Raw genomic sequence first — 21,205 nt, forward strand, 5'->3', positions numbered from 1 at the left:
CATGTGTCGGATGCGGTGCGATTCCGGCCTATGGACAGCCGGAGCATCGCTGATCCATCATCGGACGATGAGCCAGCCAGAACCCGTCTCCGAAACCGGCCGTATCGAGGCGTTCTCGGACGGCGTCATCGCGATCATCATCACGATCATGGTGCTCGAGCTGCGGCCGCCGGAGCATCCGACGCTCGAGGGCCTGGTGCGGCTCTGGCCCGTCCTGCTCGCCTATGCGCTCAGCTTCGTCCAGGTCGGCGTCTACTGGGTCAACCATCATCAGTTGCTCGACCGCGCCGAGGTATCGAGCAACGCGCTGCGCTGGGCCAACATGCTGTGGCTGTTCTGCCTGTCGCTGATTCCGTTCGGAACCGCCTGGTGGGGCGAACATCCCCATGAACCGATCCCGACGGCGCTCTATCTGGTGACGCTGCTGCTTCCGGCGCTGGTCTATCCCTGGCTCGAGGCTGAAGCGCTCTGTAACGCGACCGCGGCCGATACGACCGCACAGCACCGGATACAGCAGCGCAAGGCCATCATGTCGCTGGGCATCTACGCCGCCGGTATCGCCCTTGCCTTCGTCAACAGCGCGCTGAGCATTGCCTGCACCTTCCTCGTGTCGATCTTGTGGATCCTGCCAGGAAGCCGCATCGACCGGCTGTTCGAAACGCGAATCTAGACCAGCGCATCCAGCAATCCGATCAGCGGGCGATCCGCCGGCGGCATGTCGAGGCGGTGCAGCTCGACCGGTCTCACCCACTGTATCGCCGGGGCCTCCAGCGCCCGCGGAATTCCCTGCCATTTCCGGCAGATGTAGAGCAGCAGGATCATGTGCCGGTCGCCGAGCGCCTCGCTGGCGAAGCAGGCTGGGGCGAGGCATGCGTGCTGGACGTCGATGCCCAGTTCCTCATGCAGTTCCCGGATCAGCGCGGCTTCGGGAAGCTCGCCAGCCTCGACCTTGCCCCCGGGGAACTCCCACAGACCGGCCATCGCCTTGCCCTGGGGACGCTGCTGGACCAGAATCCGCCCGTCGGAATCGATCAATGCCGCCGCGACGACGATCAGGAGCTGGGGCGTTTGCATGGTCGTCGAACTCTTCAGAGATTTTTAATCCGGCACGCCTACGGAATAAAACGCTTCAGATCAAAGCGATTGGCCGTTCCCGTTCGCTTGAGGAAGGACATATGAGAGGCACCAACAGATCAGGACCGCGCCGGCTTTGCCAAGATCATAGCGGCGCCAGCGCCGTCGAATATCGATTGATCCTGTCACTGGTCTTCCTCGCCCTGAGGCGCGCGGCCGCGACACCGGGCAATTTCTTCAGGGCGGACTGGGGCGGCATCGTCGTCGGGCTGCGGCCGCTTGGCAGAATCTCCGCGCGTTAACCTTTCGGCAGGGACTCGTCGGCTAGGATATGATTGTTGGCCCAACGCGAGTGAGGTCAGCCGGGCCGAGAAACCCCGTGGTCGGGTAGTGGGAGTTAGAGTTATGAAGTTCGTTGCCAAGCTGCTGAAGAACAACAAGGGTGCAACCGCGATCGAATATGGTCTGATCGCCGCCCTTATCGCCGTTGCCGCGATCACTGCGATGACCAGCCTCGGCAATCAGCTCCAGAAGACGTTCACGAACGTCTCGAACAACATGAAGGCTAGCTGAGCCTAGCTTTCGACACGGCTGAAGGCTGGCTTCCAAGGGTGGCGGATGAAGGTCCGCCGCCCTTTTTGGCGTCTACTGCCGCACAATCACCTTCACCCTGTCCCCCACTCGCAGCTTTGCGCCCTGGCTCAGACCATTGAGCACCAGGAAGCGGTCAACCGGACTGTCCGGAAATGCCATCTGGCGGGCGAAGCTGTCCACCGTGTCACCGGCTTTTACCCTCAGTACGCGCACCCGCAGCGGCTTGGCGGCGGCGGCTTCATTCGGCGCCATGCGGCGCATGCTTTCGACCAGAGGCTGGAACGGCCCGATCCCCTGTCCGGCACGCGTCAGGGTAACGAAGCTGAAGGCCTTGGTGCCTCCGTCCGGGCGATAGGCGAACACGCCGACATCAAGCTGGCCGGCATTGCTGCTCGCCTCACCGAACGCATAGCGGAAGTCCACGCCTTGGGCGCGTCCGCTCTGGATCTGGCCGTAGCGGATGTTGGCGCTCAGCTTCGAGAAGACCTGGCCGACATAATCATCCAGCCCGCCGAGTCCCACCCGCCCCCCGGTGAAGCTCGCCTGGCCGCCTGATCCGCTGATGGTCACGGCCTCGTCGCTGTTGACCAGGCCGTACCCGCTCGGCGCCGTGAAGGCGAGCCGCTCGGTTGGGAGCTTGAACTCCCGGCCCTCGACGAATCCCTTTGACGGATCGTCGCCATAGGGAAGGCCGTCAATGGCATCGAGCAGCGCATCGCGGTTGCGCGCACCATGACCGGCGGCACCGGTCTGCGCGGCCTTGTCGCGGGCTCGCTTGACCCGGTCGGCCGAATTGGGGTGCGTGCTCGCCCAGGTCGGCAACGAACTCTCCTTGCCGCTGACCCGCGCTTCCAGCGCACTCTGCGCGCCGAGGATCCCCAGCATGTCCGACGAGGCCAGCGGATCATAGCCCGCGCTGGCGAGATAGCGCACGCCCAGATCGTCGGCCTGATATTCCTGAGCGCGCGAAAAACCCTTGGTGATCAGGTCCGCGCCGACGCCGGCACCCTGCCCCACCAGATTGCCGACCCCCGAACTGCCTGCCACGGCGCCGACGATCCCCGCCAACACCTGGGTGATCGTCGCGGTCCGCTGGCGCTTGGCGGCGTGGCGCGCGGCGACATGGCCGACTTCGTGCCCGAGCACCGATGCGAGCTCGGCCTCGTCGTTCATCGACGCGAGCAGGCCGCGGGTCACATAGACATAGCCGCCGGGTATCGCGAAAGCGTTGTTGATCGGTGAATCGAGCAGCGTGACGGTGAAGTCACGCTCGGAATTGGACAGGCCCGACTGGACCGAGATCTTGCGGCCAACGCGCGCGACATATTCCGCCATGGCCCCCTTCATCGCGCCGCCGAACTGCTGAACCAACTGGGGATGCGCCTCTGCGCCGGCGCGCTTGTCGCTAGCCGAGATCGCCTGCGCCTGGGCAAGGGCCGGAGCCGGTGGCAGTGCGAGCAGCAGGCTGGCAAAAATCGCGACCTTCTTCATGCGGATCCTCTCGATGAAGGCTTAAAGCGAAGATTACCCGATCGGTTCCGTTACGGCACCGCGATCACCCGATGGCGAGGAACTTGTCACGCCGTGCGGCGCGGACCGTCGCGGGTTTCTTGCCGGCCAGCTTGTCGAGCTCCTCGCCGATCGCCGCGCCGAGCGAAGCTATCGCCGCGCCAGGGTCGCGATGCGCGCCGCCCATCGGCTCCGGGACGACCCGGTCGACCACGCCGAGCCGCTGGAGATCGGCGGCGGTCACCTTCATCGCTTCGGCGGCCTCAGCGGCCTTGTCGCCGGTACGCCACAGGATCGAGGCGCAGCCCTCGGGTGAAATCACCGAATAGACGGCATGCTCGAACATCAGCACCTTGTTCGCGGCGGCCACCGCGATCGCGCCGCCCGAGCCGCCTTCGCCGACGATCGCCGCAACCATCGGGACACCCAGCGCCAGGCACTGCTCGGTCGAACGGGCGATGGCCTCGGCCTGGCCGCGCTCCTCGGCCTGGACGCCGGGGAAGGCACCCGACGTGTCGACGAGGCTGACAACCGGCAGGCCGAAGCGATCGGCGAGCTGCATCAGCCGGATCGCCTTGCGATAGCCCTCGGGCTTGGCCATGCCGAAGTTATGGCGCAATCGCGAGGCGGTGTCGTCGCCCTTCTCATGGCCGATCACCACCACCCTGCGGTCGCCAAGCCGGCCAAATCCGCCGATGATCGCCTGGTCATCGGCAAAAGCGCGATCGCCGGCGAGCGGCATGAAATCGGTGATGAAACCGGCGACATAGTCCTTGAAGTGCGGCCGGTCCGGATGACGCGCGACCTGCGTCTTCTGCCAGGGGCTCAGCCTCGCATAGATGTCGCGCAGCAGCTTTTCGGACTTGGCCTCGAGCTTCGAGACCTCGCTGCCGATGTCGAACGACCCCGCATGCGCGGTCGAACGCAGTTCGGCGATGCGCGCTTCGAGCTCCGCGATCGGCTTTTCGAATTCGAGATAGGCAACCATCGGCCCCGGTTAGGCGGGCGCGCCGCGCCAGTCAACGAAGGCTTGGGCGACCTCTTGAAGGCAGTGGCGTCGTTACTATCTCGATCGCGTCAACCGTTGCCAGTTGGGACGGCGGACACGGCCCGGCGGCAACCCCGCGGGCCCTCATGGTCAACATCGCTTATATAAGGAAACAGATCCATGCGTAATCTGGACTTTGCTCCGCTTCTCCGGTCTTCGATCGGGTTCGAGAACCTCAACCGCCTCGTCGATTTCACCCGCGGCGAAAGCGACAGCTATCCGCCCTATAATATCGAGAAAACCGGTGACGGCGCCTATCGCATCCAGATGGCACTGGCCGGCTTCACTCGCGAAGAGATCGACGTCACCGTGCAGGACAACATGCTGATCATCATCGGCCGCGCGGGCGAGACCGAAGGCGAGCAGCGCGAATATCTGCACCGCGGCATCGCCAAACGCGCATTCGAGCGCCGCTTCCAGCTCGCCGACACCATCAAGGTGACGGGGGCGGGATTCGAGAACGGCCTGCTCAATGTCGAGCTGGTGCGCGAGATCCCCGAACATAAGAAGCCGCGCCGCATCGCCATCGACGGCGTCGAACCGCAACAGGTGATCGACGCCGAGCCGGCGAAGGCCGCGTAACCCATCACGGGAGCGATCCTTCCAGATCGCCGAGGAAAGCCGGGCCGCGAGGTCCGGCTTTCTGATTCCAGGCCGCGTTCCGGCCCGAAATCGGACGATGGAAGCCAAGCTTTATCGCGACACGCTATCTTTTGGCCCCTCCGCCTTGCATCCTCGGGGCACCCCTGCTAACCGGCCCGCGACCGATGCAGGGACGCCTTACAGCGCCCCCTTTTTCGCATGGGACGACATCCATTTGGGGGACGAGACGCGCGTGGAGAATTCCGGCGGTATTCAGGCTAGCCTCAGCGGACGTTATGCGACCGCGCTGTTCGGGCTCGCCCGTGACGAGAAGGCGATTGACGCGGTTTCGGCCAGCCTTGCGAGGCTGAAGGCCACCCTCGCCGAGTCGGACGATCTGCGCCAGCTGACGACCAGCCCGGTCGTCTCGCGCGCCCAGGCCGCGCAGGCCATCGCCGCCGCGGCGGGGGCGATGGGGCTCGATTCGCTCACCACCAAGTTCCTCGGCGTGCTCGCCCAGAACCGCCGGCTCGGCCAGCTGGGCGCAGTGATCCGGGCCTATGGCCAGCTTGCCGCCGCGCACCGCGGCGAGACGACTGCCGAAGTCACCTCGGCCCATCCGCTGTCCGACGATCAGGTCGCGGCGCTGAAGGCCAAGCTCAAGACCCAGCTCGCCCGCGATGTCGCGGTCGACCTCACCGTGGATCCCTCGATCCTTGGCGGACTGATCGTGAAGGTCGGCTCGCGCCAGGTCGATGGTTCCATCCGCTCCAAACTGAACACCCTCGCGATTGCGATGAAAGGCTGAACATGGACATCCGCGCCGCTGAAATCTCCAAGGTCATCCGCGACCAGATCGCCAGCTTCGGCTCCGAAGCGCAGGTCACCGAGGTCGGCCAGGTGCTGTCGGTCGGCGACGGCATCGCCCGCATCCACGGCCTCGACAACGTCCAGGCCGGCGAGATGATCGAGTTCTCGAACGGCATCAAGGGCATGGCCCTCAACCTGGAAGCCGACAATGTCGGCGCCGTGATCTTCGGCTCGGACGCCCAGATCAAGGAAGGCGATGTCGTCAAGCGCACCGGCACCATCGTCGACGTGCCGGTCGGCAAGGGCCTGCTCGGGCGCGTGGTGGACGGCCTCGGCAATCCGATCGACGGCAAGGGCCCGATAGTCAGCGACCAGCGCAGCCGCGTCGAGGTCAAGGCGCCCGGAATCATCCCCAGGAAGTCGGTCCATGAGCCGGTGCAGACCGGCCTCAAGGCGCTCGACGCGCTCGTGCCCGTCGGCCGCGGCCAGCGCGAGCTGATCATCGGCGATCGCCAGACCGGCAAGTCGGCCGTCGCGATCGACACCTTCATCAACCAGAAGACCGCCAATGCCGGCACGGACGAGAGCAAGAAGCTCTACTGCGTCTATGTCGCCATCGGCCAGAAGCGCTCGACCGTCGCACAGCTCGTCAAGACGCTCGAAGAGAATGGCGCAATGGAATATTCGATCGTGGTCGCTGCGACCGCGTCGGACCCCGCCCCGCTTCAGTATCTCGCGCCCTATACCGGCGTCGCGATGGGCGAGTATTTCCGGGACAACGGCATGCACGCGCTGATCGTCTATGACGATCTGTCGAAGCAGGCCGTCGCCTATCGCCAGATGTCGCTGCTGCTGCGCCGCCCGCCGGGCCGCGAAGCCTATCCGGGCGACGTCTTCTATCTGCACAGCCGCCTGCTCGAGCGCGCCGCCAAGCTGAACGACGCGAACGGCAACGGATCGCTGACGGCGCTGCCGATCATCGAGACCCAGGCGGGCGACGTGTCCGCCTACATCCCGACCAACGTGATCTCGATCACCGACGGCCAAATCTTCCTCGAGACCGACCTGTTCTACCAGGGCGTCCGCCCAGCCATCAACGTCGGCCTCTCGGTCAGCCGCGTCGGCTCGGCTGCGCAGACCAAGGCGATGAAGAAGGTCGCCGGCTCGATCAAGCTCGAGCTCGCCCAGTATCGCGAAATGGCTGCCTTCGCGCAGTTCGGCTCGGATCTCGACGCCTCGACCCAGCGCTTGCTGAACCGCGGCGCGCGACTGACCGAGCTGCTCAAGCAGCCGCAATTCCAGCCCCTGCCCTTCGAGGAGCAGGTCGCATCGATCTTCGCCGGCGTGAACGGCTATCTCGACACTGTCCCGACCCGCGACGTGACGCGCTTCGAAGCCGCCTTCCTGTCGGAAATGCGCTCCAAGCATGCCGACCTGCTGGCTTCGATCCGCGACACCAAGGACCTGTCGGCCGACACGACCGCGGCGCTCAAGTCGACGCTCGAAGCCTTTGTGAAGACCTTCGCATAAGTAACCGTCATCCCAGCGAAAGCTGGGATCTCACTGCCTTCCGCTACGAAGAAAACCGAGATCCCGGCTTTCGCTGGGATGACGATAAAGGAAAGACGGACAGTAAATGCCCAGTCTGAAGAGCCTCAAGGTCCGCATCACTTCGGTGAAGTCGACCCAGAAAATCACCAAGGCGATGAAGATGGTCGCCGCGGCCAAGCTGCGCCGCGCGCAGATGGCGGCGGAAGCCGGCCGTCCCTATGCCGAGCGTCTCGACGCGGTGATGGCCAGCCTCGCCTCGAAGGTGACGGTCGGGCCGCAGAGCCCAAGGCTCCTGGCCGGCACCGGCAGCGATCAGGTTCACCTGCTCGTCGTCGCCACGTCGGAGCGCGGCCTGGCGGGCGCGTTCAACACCAATATCGTCCGCGCCGCGCGCAAGACCGCCGACAACCTGATCGCACAGGGCAAGACGGTGAAGTTCTACCTGATCGGCAAGAAGGGCCGCGCGGTCATCTCGCGCCTGTTTCCGGGCAAGATCGTCCACCAAGTCGATCAGACCCACATCAAGAACGTCGCCTTCTCCGATGCCCATGAAGTATCCGAAGACCTGATCCACCGCTATGCGGCGGGTGAATTCGACGTGGCGCACCTGTTCTTCGCCAAGTTCCAGTCGGCACTGGTCCAGGATCCGACCGAGATCCAGATCATCCCCGTCCCGCTGGCGCCGCCCGGCGGAACCCAGGCGGCCGGCGCTTCGGCAGCGGTGGAATATGAACCGGACGAGGAGGAGATCCTCGCCGAGCTGCTGCCGCGCAACGTCGCGATCCAGCTGTTCCGCGCGATGCTGGAGAATGCCGCATCCGAGCAGGGAAGCCGGATGACCGCGATGGACAACGCAACCCGGAATGCGGGGGAGATGATCAACAAGCTGACGATCCAGTATAACCGGACCCGCCAGGCCGCGATCACCACCGAGCTCATCGAAATCATCGCTGGCGCTGAAGCGCTGTAGCATCACGTAAGCACTGGCGCGAAGCGCTCCAAAGAACCCGAGGCAGGAAACGAACCATGGCTACCACCACCAACAATGTAGGCCGCATTTCGCAGGTCATCGGCGCTGTCGTCGACGTGAGCTTCGACGGTGAGCTGCCGGCGATCCTCAACGCGCTCGAGACCCAGAACAACGGCAACCGCCTTGTCCTCGAAGTCGCCCAGCATCTCGGCGAAGGCACCGTCCGCACCATCGCGATGGACGCCACCGACGGCCTGACCCGCGGCCAGGAAGTCACCGACACCGGCTCGCAGATCCGCGTTCCGGTCGGGCCGCAGACGCTCGGCCGCATCCTCAACGTCATCGGCGAGCCGATCGACGAGCGCGGTCCGGTGAACGCGACCCAGACCGCCCCGATCCACGCCGAGGCCCCGCTGTTCGTCGACCAGTCGACCGATGCCAGCATCCTCGTCACCGGCATCAAGGTCATCGACCTGCTCGCGCCTTACGCCAAGGGCGGCAAGATCGGCCTGTTCGGCGGCGCCGGTGTCGGCAAGACCGTGCTGATCCAGGAACTGATCAACAATATCGCCAAGGGCCATGGCGGCACCTCGGTGTTCGCCGGCGTCGGTGAGCGTACCCGCGAGGGCAACGATCTCTATCACGAGTTCCTCGACGCAGGCGTCATCGCCAAGGATGCCGACGGCAACCCGACCCCGGAGGGTTCGAAGGTGGCGCTGGTATTCGGCCAGATGAACGAGCCGCCCGGCGCCCGTGCCCGCGTCGCGCTGTCGGGCCTGACGATTGCCGAATATTTCCGCGATGTCGAAGGCCAGGACGTGCTGTTCTTCGTCGACAACATCTTCCGCTTCACCCAGGCGGGTTCGGAAGTGTCGGCGCTGCTCGGCCGTATTCCTTCGGCGGTGGGCTATCAGCCGACCCTGTCGACCGACATGGGCGCGCTGCAGGAGCGGATCACCTCGACCAACAAGGGTTCGATCACCTCGGTGCAGGCGATCTACGTGCCTGCCGACGATCTTACCGATCCGGCGCCGGCCACGTCCTTCGCTCACTTGGACGCGACCACCAACCTCAACCGCGCCATCTCGGAGCTGGGCATCTACCCGGCGGTCGATCCGCTCGACTCGACCTCGCGCATGCTCGAGCCGCGCATCGTCGGCCAGGAGCATTACGAGACCGCCCGCGCCGTCCAGGAGACGCTGCAGAAGTACAAGTCGCTGCAGGACATCATCGCGATCCTCGGCATGGACGAGCTTTCCGAAGAGGATAAGCTCACCGTGCAGCGCGCCCGCAAGATCCAGCGTTTCCTGTCGCAGCCGTTCCATGTCGCCGAGGTGTTCACCGGCATCTCCGGCAAGTTCGTCTCGATCGAAGACACCGTGAAGTCGTTCAAGGCCGTGGTCGAAGGCGAATATGACCATCTGCCGGAAGCCGCCTTCTACATGGTCGGCGGCATCGACGAAGTCGTCGAGAAGGCCAAGAAGCTGGCTGCCGAAGCGGCTTGATGAGCATCGGCCTGCGCCTTGAGGACGCGGTCAACGAAAGCTGCCCCTGGTCGGGTGATCCGATCGCGGCAGATTCGCTGACCCTCTACAAGGGCGCGGTCGTCGGCTTCTGCAATAGCGGCTGCCGGGACAAGTTCGAAAAAGCCACCAAGGCGTTCGATCTTGCCCTCGCGGCGAACCAGGATTGATCATGGCAGACCTGCATTTCGAACTCGTCACCCCGGAAAAGCTCCTCCGCTCGGAGGAGGTCTATATGGTCGTGGTGCCCGGCACCGAGGGCGACTTCGGCGTGCTGGCGGGCCATGCACCCTTCATGTCGGTGGTCCGCTCGGGCGAATTGTCGATCTATTCCGGGCCGAACACGGTAGCCGCGCGGATCCATGTCGAAGGCGGCTTCGCCGAGGTCAACGAAAAGGGCCTGACGGTGCTGGCAGAGCAGGCCAGCGAAGCCTGATCCCCTGCCCCTCAACTGAAGAAGAAGGCCCGGATCGCACCAGCGGCCGGGCCTTTTCCTTGACCCTCACTCTTCGACGAACGCCTTCAGCCTCCCCAGCGCGTCGTCCCATTGCGCCGCCACCCGGTCCAGATAGGCACGGGCAGTCTCCAGCGTTTGGGGCCGGCAGGTGAAGCGGCTCTCGCGGCCGTCGCGCACGCTTTCGACCAGCCCGACCTGCTCCAGCACGCGCAGGTGCTTCGTCACCGCCTGACGGGTCAGCCGGCTATCGGCGGACAGCATGGTGATCGAGCGCCTGCGCCCATCGCTGAGCGTCATCAGCAGCGACAGCCGCGTCTGGTCTCCCAGGGCGGAGAACAGTGCGGCAGGATCCGCAATCGCCCGCGGCTCAGCCCTCGACATGCGCGCGGATATTTTCGGCCTGGGCCGTCCAGCCATTGCCGTTCATGCGCAAGGCCTCGTCCCGGCGGTCAGCCGGTATCCTGTCGAAACCCGACTCGGTGATCATCAGATGGGTTCGCGCGCCGTTCGGCTCGAGCCGGAATTCGACCAAAGTCGGCTCTTCGTTCGAATAATCGATGTCCGGATCGATCGCATAAGGATGCCAGCTAAAGGCAAAACGATGCTGTGGTTCGATCGCCACCGTCCGCACTGTCCAGCGGACATGTTCATATCCGGGGTGGGTGATGGTGCCGCTGCTAAGCTCGCCGGGCACGAAGGGCCCTTCGAGCGCGACCCGAAACCATCGGCCAAATTCCTCATGATCCGTAAGCGCACGCCATACCCTGTCGACCGGAGCGGCGATGTCGATCGTCCTGATGATCCTGTCCATATCGGCAACCTCCTTGTTGCAGGTTTAACAACATTCTCCTATTAAGGCAACCAGTTGGTTGCACGTTTATCCTGGGGCGACGGAAATCATCTGAACCGGATCAAATTAAGCTTGAGTCCAAGTGGAGATGGTAAAGTCTGATCTCCAAAGGGGTGAGCATGACGTCGATCAATTCCACTCAAGAGCAAGAGGTGACATACCTCTCGGGCATCACCGCTAGCGGCACGCTGGCGAGCCAGAGCTTCTGGACCTGGAATGAAGATGACCCCGCCACCTATGATTCCGGGGAGAATTTCACCGCAAAGTTCGGCGCGGGGATTGCAGGCACGGGTGCAACCATCACCTACAGCTTCGATACGGCATCCAATTGGACGGCCGTCGAACGCGCTGCCTTTTCGGCAACGGCGGCGCTTTGGTCGGCTGTGGCGAATGTTACCTTCACGGAAGCTCCCGGGTCAGCCCGAGTGCTGTTGACCCGCGGGACCGACGGCAACGCGTCGGGAGGGCAAACGAGCCTGCAGCGCCTTGGCATCACCGGCACGACCAGTGTTGGCGTAGCCCTCAAGGGCGACATCGAAATCGATAGCTCGGTTTCGGGCTTCGGCCCGATCGGGAGTACTTTAAATGACTATGGAGGCTATCCTTACACGACGCTGATCCATGAATGGGGTCATGTCCTCGGTCTGGGCCATAGCGGTCCCTATGACGAGGGGCTGGTCGATGCTTCGCTCTATACCAGCTTCGACCTCGATGCATGGACGGTGATGTCGTACAATGACGGCGAGTTGTACGGTGATTTCAGTTGGGGCACGTCAGTTGCCGGCAACGGTCTTCGCTATGGCAACACGCCGACGACGCCGATGCCGCTCGACATTGTCGCTATCCAGAGAATGTATGGCGTTGCCGTCACCACGCCGCTTTCCGGCGGCCAGATCTTCGGCTTCCACAGCAACATCGGCGGCGAGATCGGGAAGTTCTTCGACTTCACCCTAGATCCAAAGCCGGTCGTCACTCTTTGGGACAAGGGTTTGAACAACACGCTCGACCTGTCGGGCTTCAACGCCGGATCGACCGTCGACCTCCACGACGGCGCGTTCAGCAGCGCAGCCAGCATGCGCAACAATATTGCAATCGCCTACGGCACCCGCATCGATACGGCCATCACCGGCCCCGGCAACGACACCATCACCGCCAACGATAACAGCGACTTCGCGATGGGCGGCGCAGGCGCCGACTCGATCATCGGCGGCAGCGGCAACGATCACCTCTATGGCGCCGCCGCGGTCGCGGTGAGCGGGGATGGGGCGGATTCCATCAATGGCGGCAGCGGCGGCGATTATCTGCAGGGCAATGCCGGAGATGACATGCTCGACGGCGGCGCGGGATCGGACCGGATCCAGGGTGGCCAGGGCAATGACAGGATAGTCGGTGGGACCGACAATGACAGCGCCAACGGCAACCTCGGCAACGACACGATCGACGGCAACGACGGCAACGACTCGCTTCGCGGCGGCCAGGGCTCCGACAGCATCTCAGGCGGGACCGGCAACGACCAGCTGCTCGGCGATCTCGGCGCGGACAGCCTGGCCGGCGGCACCGGCATCGACACATTGACCGGTGGCGGCGATGGCGACCTCTTCAGCTTCGCGGTCGGCGAGGCGCTGTTCGCCTCGGGCGGCCCGACCGACGTCGTCACCGACTTCACCGCTGGGACCGATCACATCCACATCAGCTTCGGCATACCGGTGCAGGTGCTGCACGGTGCCGTTTACGCCACGCTCGGAGAAGCGGCCAGCACGGCGCAACTGCTGTTCAACGCGCAGGGCGGAGGCAGCAAGGTGGCGGCGCTACAGGTCGGCGGCGACAGCTATATCTTCTACGATGCCGGACCGTCCGATCCGCTCGAGGCTTTCAAGCTGCTCGGTTTCGCGAACGCCGCAGCGATCACCTCGGCGGATTTCGCCTAGGCGGGCACCAGCCCTGCTTCGACTGGCGTTGTATGAGATGACCGGCGGCGACAGCCGTGCCGCCGACGCCGGGGCAACCGGATCATATGATGAAAACTTGGAAGCTAGACAGCGCGCCCTGCGCCATATCGCGAAAGGACGGTTAACTGTTTTTGAGGGCTTTAGCGTTACTGGATCATGGTTGGGCCGGAGTTTGGCCCGCGGGGATGAGTTTGCGATGAGTGCATTCGGCAAGCGTGGAGCGATGACGCATGGTGCGAAGCCCGCCTTTGGCGTGGCGCGGCCAATGCAGGGCGATGCGCCCCCCGGCCTGTTGACCGGCGGCCTCCAGTTCCCGCCGATCGAGCTCTCGCCGCTCTCCAGCGGTGCGGACCCGTTCGCGGGCATGCCCAGCTTCGACGATCCGATCGCGGTCGACGAGGATCAGGTCGAATTGCCCAAGCATGCCGACGCGATGGCGCGCCTAGCGGTCCGCGAAGCCGCGTCGGGCGATGCCGGCAATTCCAGGGTCGAAGGCTTCGAAGCCTCGATCCACAAGATCAAGGAACAGGTGCTGCCGCGCCTGCTCGAACGCGTCGATCCCGAAGCCGCCGCCTCGTTGAGCAAAGACGAACTGGCCGAGGAGTTCCGGCCGATCATCGGCGAGGTGCTCGCCGAATTGCGGATCACCCTGAACCGACGCGAGCAGTTCGCGCTGGAAAAAGTGCTGGTCGACGAACTGCTCGGGCTCGGTCCGCTCGAGGAACTGCTCGGCGATCCGCTGATCACCGATATCATGGTCAACGGACCCAACCAGACCTATGTCGAGCGCAAGGGCAAGCTCGAGCTCGCCAAGATCAATTTCCGCGACGAGGAACATCTGTTCCAGATCGCCCAGCGCATCGTTTCGAAGGTGGGTCGGCGCGTCGACCAGACCACCCCGCTCGCCGATGCCCGGCTGCTGGACGGCAGCCGCGTCAACGTCATCGTGCCGCCGCTGTCGCTGCGCGGCACGGCGATCTCGATCCGCAAATTTTCGTCCAAGCCGATCACCCTCGACATCATGGCGCGCGGCGGGTCGATGAGCGAGAAAATGGCTACCCTGCTCAAGATCGCCGGCGCGAGCCGCTTCAACGTGGTCATCTCCGGTGGCACCGGCTCGGGCAAGACGACAATGCTCAACGCGCTGTCGAAGATGATCGACCCCGGCGAACGCGTGATCACCATCGAGGATGCCGCCGAGTTGCGACTGCAGCAGCCGCACTGGCTGCCGCTCGAAACCCGCCCCGCCAATCTCGAGGGGCAGGGCCAGATCTCGATCCGCGACCTCGTCGTCAACGCGCTGCGCATGCGCCCGGATCGCATCATCCTGGGCGAGATTCGCGGATCGGAGTGTTTCGACATGCTCGCGGCGATGAATACCGGCCATGACGGATCGATGTGCACGCTCCACTCCAACAGCCCGCGCGAAGCGCTGGCGCGTATGGAGAACATGGTCATGATGTCGGACATCAAGGTCCCCAAAGAAGCGATTTCCAAGCAGATCGCCGACTCGGTGGACATGATCGTGCAGGTAAAGCGCCTGCGGGACGGCTCGCGTCGCGTTACCAGCATCACCGAAGTGCTCGGCATGGAAGGGCCGGTGATCATCACGCAGGAACTCTTCAAGTTCGAATATCATGCCGAGGATACCGATGGGAAAATCATCGGCGAGTATATCTCCTCGGGACTCCGTCCCTATTCGATCGAGAAAGCACGCCAGTTCGGTTTCGACCAGCCGCTGCTGGAGGCCTGCCTGTAATCAGGTCCTTCTGGTCAAGAGCCCGATCAGCCTCCGCGCAGCCACATAGCAGCACATATGGCGACCGCTATCAGCGCAAGCACGGCGATCAGCGGCCAGGGAACCCAAGCCGCGCGCGCGGCAGCGCGACGAGCGTCGCGGCGATTGTGCCGCCACCAATCCGCCGCCAGCGAGAGAATTGCCAGCAGGGCGAAAAAGATCGTCGGCCAAGCGTAATCCGATTGCACCTCGCCTCCACTTCGTCATCATCCCGGCATAGCTCAATATCCGGAGATGCACGTTGCGCCACCTGCTTATCGCCGCCGCCCTCGTCATGGTGGCGCCCGCCGCCGTGAGCCACGCGGCCAAGGTCGATCCCGCCATCGCCAAGGCCATTGCGGATAGTCGCAGGCCGGAAGCGCAGCGCGCGCGCGACGTCTACCGCCATCCGGCCGAGACGCTCGCCTTCTTCGACGTCCATAACGGCCAGACGGTGGTCGAATTCTATCCCGGCGGCGGATGGTATACACAGATCCTGGCCCCTGCGCTCAAGGGAAAAGGCCGCTATATCGCGATGCCCTCCGCCTCGGAAAAAGCGCTGGCCGCGACCAGGGCGATGCTCGAGAAGAACAAGCCGTGGTTCGGCAGCGTCCAGGTCGTGCCGTTCAGCCCGACCGAGCCATCGACGATTCCGCCCGGCACGGTGGATCGGGTGCTGACCTTCCGCAATGTCCACAACCTGATCATGGCCGGCGATGCCGTTGCGGCGAAGGCGTTCGGCGACTTCTATGCGGCGCTGAAGCCGGGCGGCATATTGGGTGTGGTCGACCACCGGCTGCCCGAGGATATGGACAGCGGCCGGGAGAAATCGAGCGGTTATCTGAAACGATCGACGATCATCCGCCTGGCGACAGCGGCCGGCTTCAGGCTTGCTGCGGAATCACCGATAAACGCCAATCCGAAAGATACACATGACTGGCCCGAAGGCGTCTGGACCCTGCCACCCACCTATCAGCGCGGGGAAGCAGACAGGACCGTCTATCAGGCGATCGGCGAAAGCGATCGAATGACCCTCAAGTTCGTGAAGCCTTGAGGCTGGAAGATGCGTCATGCCGGATGGGTTCCGGCTGACGCTCAGGCTGCGGCAATCTCCGCCATCAACCATTCCCTGAACGCCTTCACCTTGCCCGCATTGTAACGATGTTCGGGACAGACGAGCCAGAAGCTGCTGCCACCGCCGATATGCGGAAAGAGTTGCACGAGGCGGCCGGTGGCGAGCTCGAAGGGCCAGAAGCGCGGCGTCAGCATGGCGACGCCCTCGCCGGCAATCGCCGCCATCCCCTCGATCACCTGCGAATCGACATGGATCGAATTGCGGGAGAAATCCTGGGGAATCTCGACGCCGACCTGTGAGAACCAGGCGCGCCACCAGATGTCGTCGGAATTGAGCCGCAGTACATTCAGTAACGCCGCGGGCTGCTCGAACGGCCCCATGCGCTCGATATAGGCCGGGCTGCACATCGGCGTGAATTCGGCAGGAAACATCTCGACCGCACGCAATCCCGGCCAAGTGCTGGTGGTGAGGCCAAGGCGGATGCCGACGTCGACCTCATCGCGGGTGAAGTCGACGAGTTCATGCGCCGCAAGCAGCCGGATGGCGATCTCGGGTCTCGCAAGCTGGAAGCGGGCCAGGCGCGGTCCGAGCCAACTCGCCGCGATCCCGGGCGCGGCACTGATCGTCAGCACGCCGCTCTCGATCTCGCGGACCTTGCCGAAAGCCTCGTCCATCATATCGAATGCCGCGGATATCTGGGGCGCGAGCCGCTGCCCTGCGGGGCTGAGCGCCACCCGCCGCCCCGAGCGCACGAACATGGCCGTACCCAGGCGATCCTCGATCATCTTGATCTGGTAGCTGACGGCCGCCTGGGTCATCGCAAGCTCTTCCGCAGCGCGCGTAAAATTCAGGTGACGCGCAGCGGCCTCGAACACGCGCACTGCACTAAGAGGAGGAATCTGTCGCGCCATATCGATAAACCCACCTTATTTATAGGGACGGATAACCGATTGGTGCATTCAAGGAAACATCCATATTTATGTTGTCGTCCTGACGATGGAGGCGACGATGCAATCGATAAAGACATATGATGGCTCACCCTTGCCTGAAAGCCGCCTGTCCACTCTGCGTCGGCACATTGGTGCCGGCCTCAAATGGTGGGCGGAGCATCAGGCATGGCCGGCGACCGACGAAATCCGCGTCGATCGTCACCGCTCGACCTGCGGGTGAAGCCGGTGCTGCAGGGGTGACGAACCGGTCGGCAGGCGGCATGGTCGGGTCATAAACAGATCCGGATATCCTCCTCGATGCGTTCGCACCCTCTGCTCTTCCTCGCAACGCTTGCACTGGCCGCATCCTCTCCGGCCGCAGCGATGGATTTGAGTCGCCCGCAGCCATTGGCGATCGAGCGGCATGTGCCGGTCGCGCAAGACATCGCCTACCCCGGCACGATCGTCTTGACCGTCGATGCAACCGATGTCGCCCGCGGGATCTTTCGCGTCAGGGAGAGCATTCCCGTCTCCGCCCCTGGCCGCATGACCCTGCTCTACCCGCAATGGCTGCCCGGAAATCACGCACCGCGCGGACCGATCGACGATGTCGCAGGCCTCACCATCTCCGCCGACAACAAGCCGCTCGCCTGGAAGCGCGATCCGGTCGATGTCTATGCAATCCAGATCGACGTTCCGGACGGCGCGCGCGCGATCGACCTGGCCTTCGATTATGTATCGCCGGTCAATCCCGCGCAGGGGCGGGTCGTCATGACGCGAGAGATGTTGAGCCTGCAGTGGAACCTGACGGCCTTCTATCCCGCCGGCTACTTCACCCGCCGGATCATCGTTTCGCCCAGCGCGATTCTGCCGAACGGGTGGGGCTATGGCACTGCGCTCGAGCCGCTGGGTTCGCGCGCTGGCGCCGCAGTCGCCTTCCGCTCCGTCGATTTCGAGACTTTGGTCGACAGCCCGATGCTTGCGGGCAGCTATTTCCGGCAGATCCAGCTCAGCCCGAAGGTCCGGCTCAACATCGCTGCGGACCGCCCGGAGGAGCTTGCCGCCAGCGACGCGCAGATCGCTGCGCATCGCCGCCTCGTCGAGCAGGCGGTCAAGCTGTTCGGTGCCGAACATTATGACCATTACGACTTCCTGTTTTCGATCAGCGACCGGCTCGGCGGCATCGGTCTGGAGCATCAAAGGTCGAGCGAAAACGGGGTCGCTGCCGGTTACTTCACGCATTGGGACGAGCAGACCGCGCGGCGCAACCTCCTGCCGCACGAATATACCCATAGCTGGAACGGCAAATATCGGCGCGGCGCCGATCTCTATACGCCCGACTACAGCGTGCCGATGCGCAATTCGCTGCTTTGGGTGTACGAAGGACAGACCCAGTTCTGGGGTTATGTCCTGCAGGCGCGGTCGGGACTGGTCTCCGCAGAGGACACCCTGTCGGGGATTGCGATGATCGCCGCGGCGCTCGATACCCGGCCCGGACGGCAATGGCGGCCGCTGATCGACACCACCAACGATCCGATCATCGCCGCACGCCGGCCGCAGCCATGGACCAGCCTCCAGCGGTCCGAAGACTATTACAACGAGGGCTTGCTGGTCTGGCTGGATGTCGACATGCAGTTGCGCGAATTGAGCCGGGGCAAGCGTTCGCTGGACGATTTCGCTCGGGCCTTCTTCGGCATGCGCGATGGCGATTGGGGCACCCTCACCTATCGGTTCGACGATGTCGTAAGCACCCTGGACGAGATCGCACCCTATGACTGGGCGAGCTTCCTGCGCAGCCGGGTCGAGCAGCCGCAGCCACACGCGCCGCTCGGCTGGCTAGCCAAGAGCGGCTACCGGCTTGCCTATAATGCCAAGCCAACGAGCTACTGGGCGACCGACGAGCGCCGGCGCAAGGTCGCGGACTTCAGCTATTCGCTCGGGCTGGTAATCGACGCAGGAGACCGCAGCGTCGATCAGGTGATCTGGGACAGCCCCGCATTCGAGGCCGGCCTCACCAATGGCGATGTCCTCATTGCGCTGGACGGCGAGGCTTTCGACAGCGCACGGCTTGGCCAACGCCTCGACAGCGCCCCGGCGACGCGGCAGCCCATCGAACTTCTGGTGCGCCGCGGCGAACAGTTTCGATCGGTGACGATCCCCTATTTCGGCGGTAACCGCTATCCGCGCCTGGAGCGGACGAACAACGCTCCAAGCTGGCTCGACCAGCTGCTGCAGCCGAGGAATTAGCGCCGCCGCCGATTGGGCAAGGCGATTTTCCAACCACGAATAATCGTCGGCCTCACCGGTCCCCAAGCGAGCGTCCGCCGTCGGAGCTGCCAGTCGCCTGCCCGGCGCCTGCCGGTCCCGAAGTCCCTGTTCCGGGCGCCGAGGCTCCGACTGGCTGCGGGTCGACGGCTGTCGCACCCGAACCAGCATCCGCTGCCGCGCCATTGCCGGCAGGCTCCGCATCGACAAGCCGAGTGCTCGGTATCGCCCTGCTCGGATTTTCCTCGATGCTTGCCGGGTTGCTGTTCGCGCCATCGCACGCGCCAGTCAGGCAAAAGACCGACAGCAGCGCCGCCTGCTTGTATCTCATCGAGTTTGTCCGCGATATGCGAGCGGCGCCCGTCACGAGCTACCAGACGACTTGCCGCCGCCGCTCTTGCTGCCGCCGGAGCGACCGCCGCCGCCTTTGCCGCCGGTCGCCTTGCTCTTCGCAGTCGAGCCGGGATCGCCGCCCTTGGCCGCCGTTGCCCCGGTGTTACCACCTGCACCTTTCTGAGCCACCTCAACCTCCATCATCGCGAGGCTCAGCCAACGTTGCCGTCGAGCCGCAGTTCCAAAGGATGATCTATGTAAACGCATAGAAATGGCGCGGGATTGCTGCTTTCCGTACAGGTTGTTCGGCCGCGCTCATCCGATCAGCATCCCAGCGTTCAGCTAGCGTGGAGGCCATTCATCTCCAGCATCGCCACGGGCATGCTCTGGCGTGGGGGCAGCGAATAATCCGCAAGCAGGGCGAGCTCCTCGATATCGCACACACGGACCACGCCCGACTTCATCTCGATCAGCGCGGCTCGTTTCAGCTGCGACAGCACCCTGTTCACATGAACGAGGCTCAGACCGAGCAGATCGCCCAATACCTCCTGCGTCAGGGGCATGGGAAAGCATCCGCCCTGCACGAATCCGATGGCCCGGGACCTTTGGTAGAGTTCGAGCAGACAGTGGCCGACACGCTGAACCGCAGTCTGGCGGCCGAGGCGAACGACATGGTCGATCAGCTGTGCTTCCGCCATGCGGCTAAGCTGCCCGACTGCGTCGGCCAGCGCGCCGTACTGGATCGGATCGCGCGCTATCGCCGCGAAGATCGGGCGCGCGCTTATCGTTCGGACATTCGTGAGCGCCACGACCGGCGACATCTCGAGCGGCCGCCGGTCGCCGCCGTCGCCGATGATGTCGCCTGGCAGCTGGATCGAAAGCATCTGACAGCGGCCATCCGGCAATATTCGCGGCCGGCAAGCCCAGCCTGTAACGATGATGCGCGGGCAGGCAATACCATCGACGTCAGGCGTGACATGCGAACCTGGGCCGTGGTTCTTGGCTTTCTGCAGGGATAAGACCAGCTCAACTTCTGCGGAGCTCAGAGGCGTGACCCTCTGAAGCCTCCTCAGCAGCAGCTCGCCACTGAAATTGCCGCTCAAGCCCTGCCTGCTCATACCAGCCTCTATGGCGTCGAAATGCGGATGGTTTCGTGAGAAACCGGACCTCCGGATCATCGAGAATGGACCGAGAAATGAGATCCTGCGCATGACGTCATGACCCGGCGTGTGACGTGTGTCGCATGTCATCCTCCCCGGTTGATGCGATCGTGCAGCCAAAGACATTGCCTCGGCATGGCAGTTCATATCTAAAAAATAACGACAATCAGGATGACGAAAACCACTTAAACTCTATACAACATTTGTTATGTTTGTGATGATATTAAAGTATTAACTTAGGTTTATTTCGATAACTTGGCCGTACTACCGAATAACTAATGCAGTAATTTTCGAACATAGCAAATCTTTCGCGCGCGCAGGCTTTAATATCTTGTGGCCATTGGTGTCCGCCAGGGCGATATCGCCGCGGATAGCGGGCCTGCGAGTCAATGCGAGTTCGGGCGCCGGAACGGAGCAGACAGGCGCAGGACCAGTTGCCCCTCCTTGCGGGCGGCCATCTGTTACGGACCCAGCGCGCAATAATCGCCGTTCGAAAGGAAGCAGACCCGCAGTGGATTGGCGAGGGGGGAAGGTGACGATCGGGGGATGTGGCCGGGGGAGCCATCATCGTCACGTTCATCCTCTCCACTGCGGGGCTGCCAGATCCCGATAGGTTGCGCGATCACGCCCGACTTTCGCATTTGTTGAAGGACGGCAAATTTTTGTCCCTGCTCCTCAATATCCACCTGCCGCCTGAGACTTGGGAACTGAACAGAAGTGCCAAGACTTAGCGGCTACGCGACGGAAAT

At 63.7% G+C, this 21,205-nt stretch carries 23 protein-coding genes; 14 read left to right on the forward strand and 9 right to left on the reverse strand.

Annotated elements, in window-relative coordinates; all coding sequences use genetic code 11:
- The first annotated feature begins 67 nt into the window (after positions 1–67).
- A complete protein-coding gene (locus AC1DPF_RS08475) occupies positions 68–670 on the forward strand; it encodes a TMEM175 family protein (RefSeq protein ID WP_477960694.1) in 603 nt (200 codons plus the stop codon).
- Here the strand turns inward: AC1DPF_RS08475 and AC1DPF_RS08480 are convergent.
- Positions 667–1,074, reverse strand: coding sequence for a (deoxy)nucleoside triphosphate pyrophosphohydrolase (locus AC1DPF_RS08480; protein ID WP_477866724.1), 408 nt, complete (start codon positions 1,072–1,074; stop codon positions 667–669). The two genes, AC1DPF_RS08475 and AC1DPF_RS08480, sit on opposite strands and share 4 nt — an antisense overlap.
- Before the next feature lie 101 nt (positions 1,075–1,175).
- Here AC1DPF_RS08480 and AC1DPF_RS08485 point away from each other — a divergent pair, with 101 nt between their 5' ends.
- Together AC1DPF_RS08485 and AC1DPF_RS08490 are read left to right on the forward strand one after the other, a co-directional pair.
- Entirely contained in the window at positions 1,176–1,376 is a 201-nt protein-coding gene (locus tag AC1DPF_RS08485; RefSeq protein WP_477960696.1) for a Flp family type IVb pilin, read from the forward strand.
- Positions 1,377–1,479: 103 nt separating this feature from the next.
- Positions 1,480–1,647 carry a Flp family type IVb pilin gene (locus tag AC1DPF_RS08490; protein ID WP_340315579.1) on the forward strand — a complete coding sequence of 56 codons (168 nt, stop codon included), beginning with the start codon at positions 1,480–1,482 and terminating at the stop codon, positions 1,645–1,647.
- 72 nt (positions 1,648–1,719) lie between these two features.
- On the opposite strand, the gene AC1DPF_RS08495 is transcribed toward AC1DPF_RS08490, so the two are convergent.
- The gene (locus AC1DPF_RS08495; protein ID WP_477866726.1) at positions 1,720–3,159 is read right to left on the reverse strand and encodes a M48 family metalloprotease; all 1,440 of its coding nucleotides are present in this window, start codon (positions 3,157–3,159) and stop codon (positions 1,720–1,722) included.
- Between the two features lie 64 nt (positions 3,160–3,223).
- Positions 3,224–4,165 carry an acetyl-CoA carboxylase carboxyltransferase subunit alpha gene (locus AC1DPF_RS08500; RefSeq protein ID WP_477866728.1) on the reverse strand — a complete coding sequence of 314 codons (942 nt, stop codon included), beginning with the start codon at positions 4,163–4,165 and terminating at the stop codon, positions 3,224–3,226.
- A 180-nt stretch (positions 4,166–4,345) separates the two neighbouring features.
- Between AC1DPF_RS08500 and AC1DPF_RS08505 the strand changes: the two genes are divergently transcribed.
- The 7 genes from AC1DPF_RS08505 (at position 4,346) to AC1DPF_RS08535 (ending at position 10,097) form a co-directional block, all read left to right on the forward strand.
- On the forward strand, positions 4,346–4,807 hold the full coding sequence (locus AC1DPF_RS08505; protein WP_477866730.1) for an Hsp20 family protein: 462 nt from the start codon (positions 4,346–4,348) through the stop codon (positions 4,805–4,807).
- Positions 4,808–5,060: 253 nt separating this feature from the next.
- On the forward strand, positions 5,061–5,615 hold the full coding sequence (locus AC1DPF_RS08510) for a F0F1 ATP synthase subunit delta (protein WP_477866732.1): 555 nt from the start codon (positions 5,061–5,063) through the stop codon (positions 5,613–5,615).
- A 2-nt stretch (positions 5,616–5,617) separates the two neighbouring features.
- A complete protein-coding gene (gene atpA, locus AC1DPF_RS08515; protein ID WP_340315587.1) occupies positions 5,618–7,147 on the forward strand; it encodes a F0F1 ATP synthase subunit alpha in 1,530 nt (509 codons plus the stop codon).
- A 106-nt stretch (positions 7,148–7,253) separates the two neighbouring features.
- A complete protein-coding gene (locus tag AC1DPF_RS08520; protein ID WP_477960698.1) occupies positions 7,254–8,138 on the forward strand; it encodes a F0F1 ATP synthase subunit gamma in 885 nt (294 codons plus the stop codon).
- A 56-nt stretch (positions 8,139–8,194) separates the two neighbouring features.
- The gene (gene atpD / locus AC1DPF_RS08525; protein ID WP_477866736.1) at positions 8,195–9,643 is read left to right on the forward strand and encodes a F0F1 ATP synthase subunit beta; all 1,449 of its coding nucleotides are present in this window, start codon (positions 8,195–8,197) and stop codon (positions 9,641–9,643) included.
- Positions 9,643–9,831 (forward strand): glutathione S-transferase, encoded by a 189-nt coding sequence (locus tag AC1DPF_RS08530; RefSeq protein WP_477960700.1) that lies wholly within the window; start codon positions 9,643–9,645, stop codon positions 9,829–9,831. Before atpD ends, AC1DPF_RS08530 begins: the two co-directional genes overlap by 1 nt.
- 2 nt (positions 9,832–9,833) lie before the next feature.
- The gene (locus AC1DPF_RS08535; RefSeq protein ID WP_477866740.1) at positions 9,834–10,097 is read left to right on the forward strand and encodes an ATP synthase F1 subunit epsilon; all 264 of its coding nucleotides are present in this window, start codon (positions 9,834–9,836) and stop codon (positions 10,095–10,097) included.
- Positions 10,098–10,163: 66 nt separating this feature from the next.
- Here the strand turns inward: AC1DPF_RS08535 and AC1DPF_RS08540 are convergent, their stop codons facing one another.
- Positions 10,164–10,499, reverse strand: a complete 336-nt coding sequence (locus tag AC1DPF_RS08540) for an ArsR/SmtB family transcription factor (protein WP_477960703.1) — start codon at positions 10,497–10,499, stop codon at positions 10,164–10,166.
- Positions 10,486–10,929 carry an SRPBCC family protein gene (locus tag AC1DPF_RS08545; RefSeq protein WP_477866744.1) on the reverse strand — a complete coding sequence of 148 codons (444 nt, stop codon included), beginning with the start codon at positions 10,927–10,929 and terminating at the stop codon, positions 10,486–10,488. Before AC1DPF_RS08545 ends, AC1DPF_RS08540 begins: the two co-directional genes overlap by 14 nt.
- Positions 10,930–11,120: 191 nt before the next feature.
- Between AC1DPF_RS08545 and AC1DPF_RS08550 the strand changes: the two genes are divergently transcribed.
- Both AC1DPF_RS08550 and AC1DPF_RS08555 read left to right on the forward strand, forming a co-directional pair.
- On the forward strand, positions 11,121–12,896 hold the full coding sequence (locus AC1DPF_RS08550; protein ID WP_477960705.1) for a M10 family metallopeptidase C-terminal domain-containing protein: 1,776 nt from the start codon (positions 11,121–11,123) through the stop codon (positions 12,894–12,896).
- Positions 12,897–13,113: 217 nt separating this feature from the next.
- Positions 13,114–14,676, forward strand: a complete 1,563-nt coding sequence (locus AC1DPF_RS08555) for a CpaF family protein (RefSeq protein ID WP_477960707.1) — start codon at positions 13,114–13,116, stop codon at positions 14,674–14,676.
- Between the two features lie 26 nt (positions 14,677–14,702).
- On the opposite strand, the gene AC1DPF_RS08560 is transcribed toward AC1DPF_RS08555, so the two are convergent.
- Positions 14,703–14,903, reverse strand: coding sequence for a hypothetical protein (locus AC1DPF_RS08560; RefSeq protein ID WP_477866750.1), 201 nt, complete (start codon positions 14,901–14,903; stop codon positions 14,703–14,705).
- Positions 14,904–14,956: 53 nt separating this feature from the next.
- On the opposite strand from AC1DPF_RS08560, the gene AC1DPF_RS08565 reads away from it, so the two are divergent.
- Positions 14,957–15,748, forward strand: a complete 792-nt coding sequence (locus AC1DPF_RS08565) for a class I SAM-dependent methyltransferase (protein WP_477866752.1) — start codon at positions 14,957–14,959, stop codon at positions 15,746–15,748.
- A gap of 41 nt (positions 15,749–15,789) precedes the next feature.
- Here the strand turns inward: AC1DPF_RS08565 and AC1DPF_RS08570 are convergent, their stop codons facing one another.
- Positions 15,790–16,650 (reverse strand): LysR substrate-binding domain-containing protein, encoded by an 861-nt coding sequence (locus AC1DPF_RS08570; protein WP_477866754.1) that lies wholly within the window; start codon positions 16,648–16,650, stop codon positions 15,790–15,792.
- Between the two features lie 366 nt (positions 16,651–17,016).
- Between AC1DPF_RS08570 and AC1DPF_RS08575 the strand changes: the two genes are divergently transcribed.
- Positions 17,017–18,945 (forward strand): M61 family metallopeptidase, encoded by a 1,929-nt coding sequence (locus tag AC1DPF_RS08575; protein ID WP_477960709.1) that lies wholly within the window; start codon positions 17,017–17,019, stop codon positions 18,943–18,945.
- A gap of 381 nt (positions 18,946–19,326) precedes the next feature.
- On the opposite strand, the gene AC1DPF_RS08580 is transcribed toward AC1DPF_RS08575, so the two are convergent.
- Together AC1DPF_RS08580 and AC1DPF_RS08585 are read right to left on the reverse strand one after the other, a co-directional pair.
- Positions 19,327–19,485 (reverse strand): hypothetical protein, encoded by a 159-nt coding sequence (locus tag AC1DPF_RS08580; protein ID WP_477866760.1) that lies wholly within the window; start codon positions 19,483–19,485, stop codon positions 19,327–19,329.
- Positions 19,486–19,634: 149 nt separating this feature from the next.
- Positions 19,635–20,603, reverse strand: a complete 969-nt coding sequence (locus AC1DPF_RS08585) for a Crp/Fnr family transcriptional regulator (protein WP_477960712.1) — start codon at positions 20,601–20,603, stop codon at positions 19,635–19,637.
- Between the last annotated feature and the right edge of the window lie 602 nt (positions 20,604–21,205).

The organism is Rhizorhabdus sp. P4_G6 (assembly GCF_056401045.1).

Bases quoted from the DNA above. Each gene is read 5' to 3' on its own strand.
- AC1DPF_RS08585 (WP_477960712.1), bottom strand. From the start codon at position 20,603: ATGAACTGCCATGCCGAGGCAATGTCTTTGGCTGCACGATCGCATCAA.
- AC1DPF_RS08505 (WP_477866730.1), top strand. From the start codon at position 4,346: ATGCGTAATCTGGACTTTGCTCCGCTTCTCCGGTCTTCGATCGGGTTC.
- AC1DPF_RS08535 (WP_477866740.1), top strand. From the start codon at position 9,834: ATGGCAGACCTGCATTTCGAACTCGTCACCCCGGAAAAGCTCCTCCGC.
- AC1DPF_RS08555 (WP_477960707.1), top strand. From the start codon at position 13,114: ATGAGTGCATTCGGCAAGCGTGGAGCGATGACGCATGGTGCGAAGCCC.
- AC1DPF_RS08480 (WP_477866724.1), bottom strand. From the start codon at position 1,074: ATGCAAACGCCCCAGCTCCTGATCGTCGTCGCGGCGGCATTGATCGAT.
- atpD (WP_477866736.1), top strand. From the start codon at position 8,195: ATGGCTACCACCACCAACAATGTAGGCCGCATTTCGCAGGTCATCGGC.
- AC1DPF_RS08530 (WP_477960700.1), top strand. From the start codon at position 9,643: ATGAGCATCGGCCTGCGCCTTGAGGACGCGGTCAACGAAAGCTGCCCC.
- AC1DPF_RS08575 (WP_477960709.1), top strand. From the start codon at position 17,017: ATGCGTTCGCACCCTCTGCTCTTCCTCGCAACGCTTGCACTGGCCGCA.
- atpA (WP_340315587.1), top strand. From the start codon at position 5,618: ATGGACATCCGCGCCGCTGAAATCTCCAAGGTCATCCGCGACCAGATC.
- AC1DPF_RS08545 (WP_477866744.1), bottom strand. From the start codon at position 10,929: ATGGACAGGATCATCAGGACGATCGACATCGCCGCTCCGGTCGACAGG.
- AC1DPF_RS08475 (WP_477960694.1), top strand. From the start codon at position 68: ATGAGCCAGCCAGAACCCGTCTCCGAAACCGGCCGTATCGAGGCGTTC.
- AC1DPF_RS08540 (WP_477960703.1), bottom strand. From the start codon at position 10,499: ATGTCGAGGGCTGAGCCGCGGGCGATTGCGGATCCTGCCGCACTGTTC.
- AC1DPF_RS08485 (WP_477960696.1), top strand. From the start codon at position 1,176: ATGAGAGGCACCAACAGATCAGGACCGCGCCGGCTTTGCCAAGATCAT.
- AC1DPF_RS08500 (WP_477866728.1), bottom strand. From the start codon at position 4,165: ATGGTTGCCTATCTCGAATTCGAAAAGCCGATCGCGGAGCTCGAAGCG.
- AC1DPF_RS08490 (WP_340315579.1), top strand. From the start codon at position 1,480: ATGAAGTTCGTTGCCAAGCTGCTGAAGAACAACAAGGGTGCAACCGCG.
- AC1DPF_RS08495 (WP_477866726.1), bottom strand. From the start codon at position 3,159: ATGAAGAAGGTCGCGATTTTTGCCAGCCTGCTGCTCGCACTGCCACCG.
- AC1DPF_RS08520 (WP_477960698.1), top strand. From the start codon at position 7,254: ATGCCCAGTCTGAAGAGCCTCAAGGTCCGCATCACTTCGGTGAAGTCG.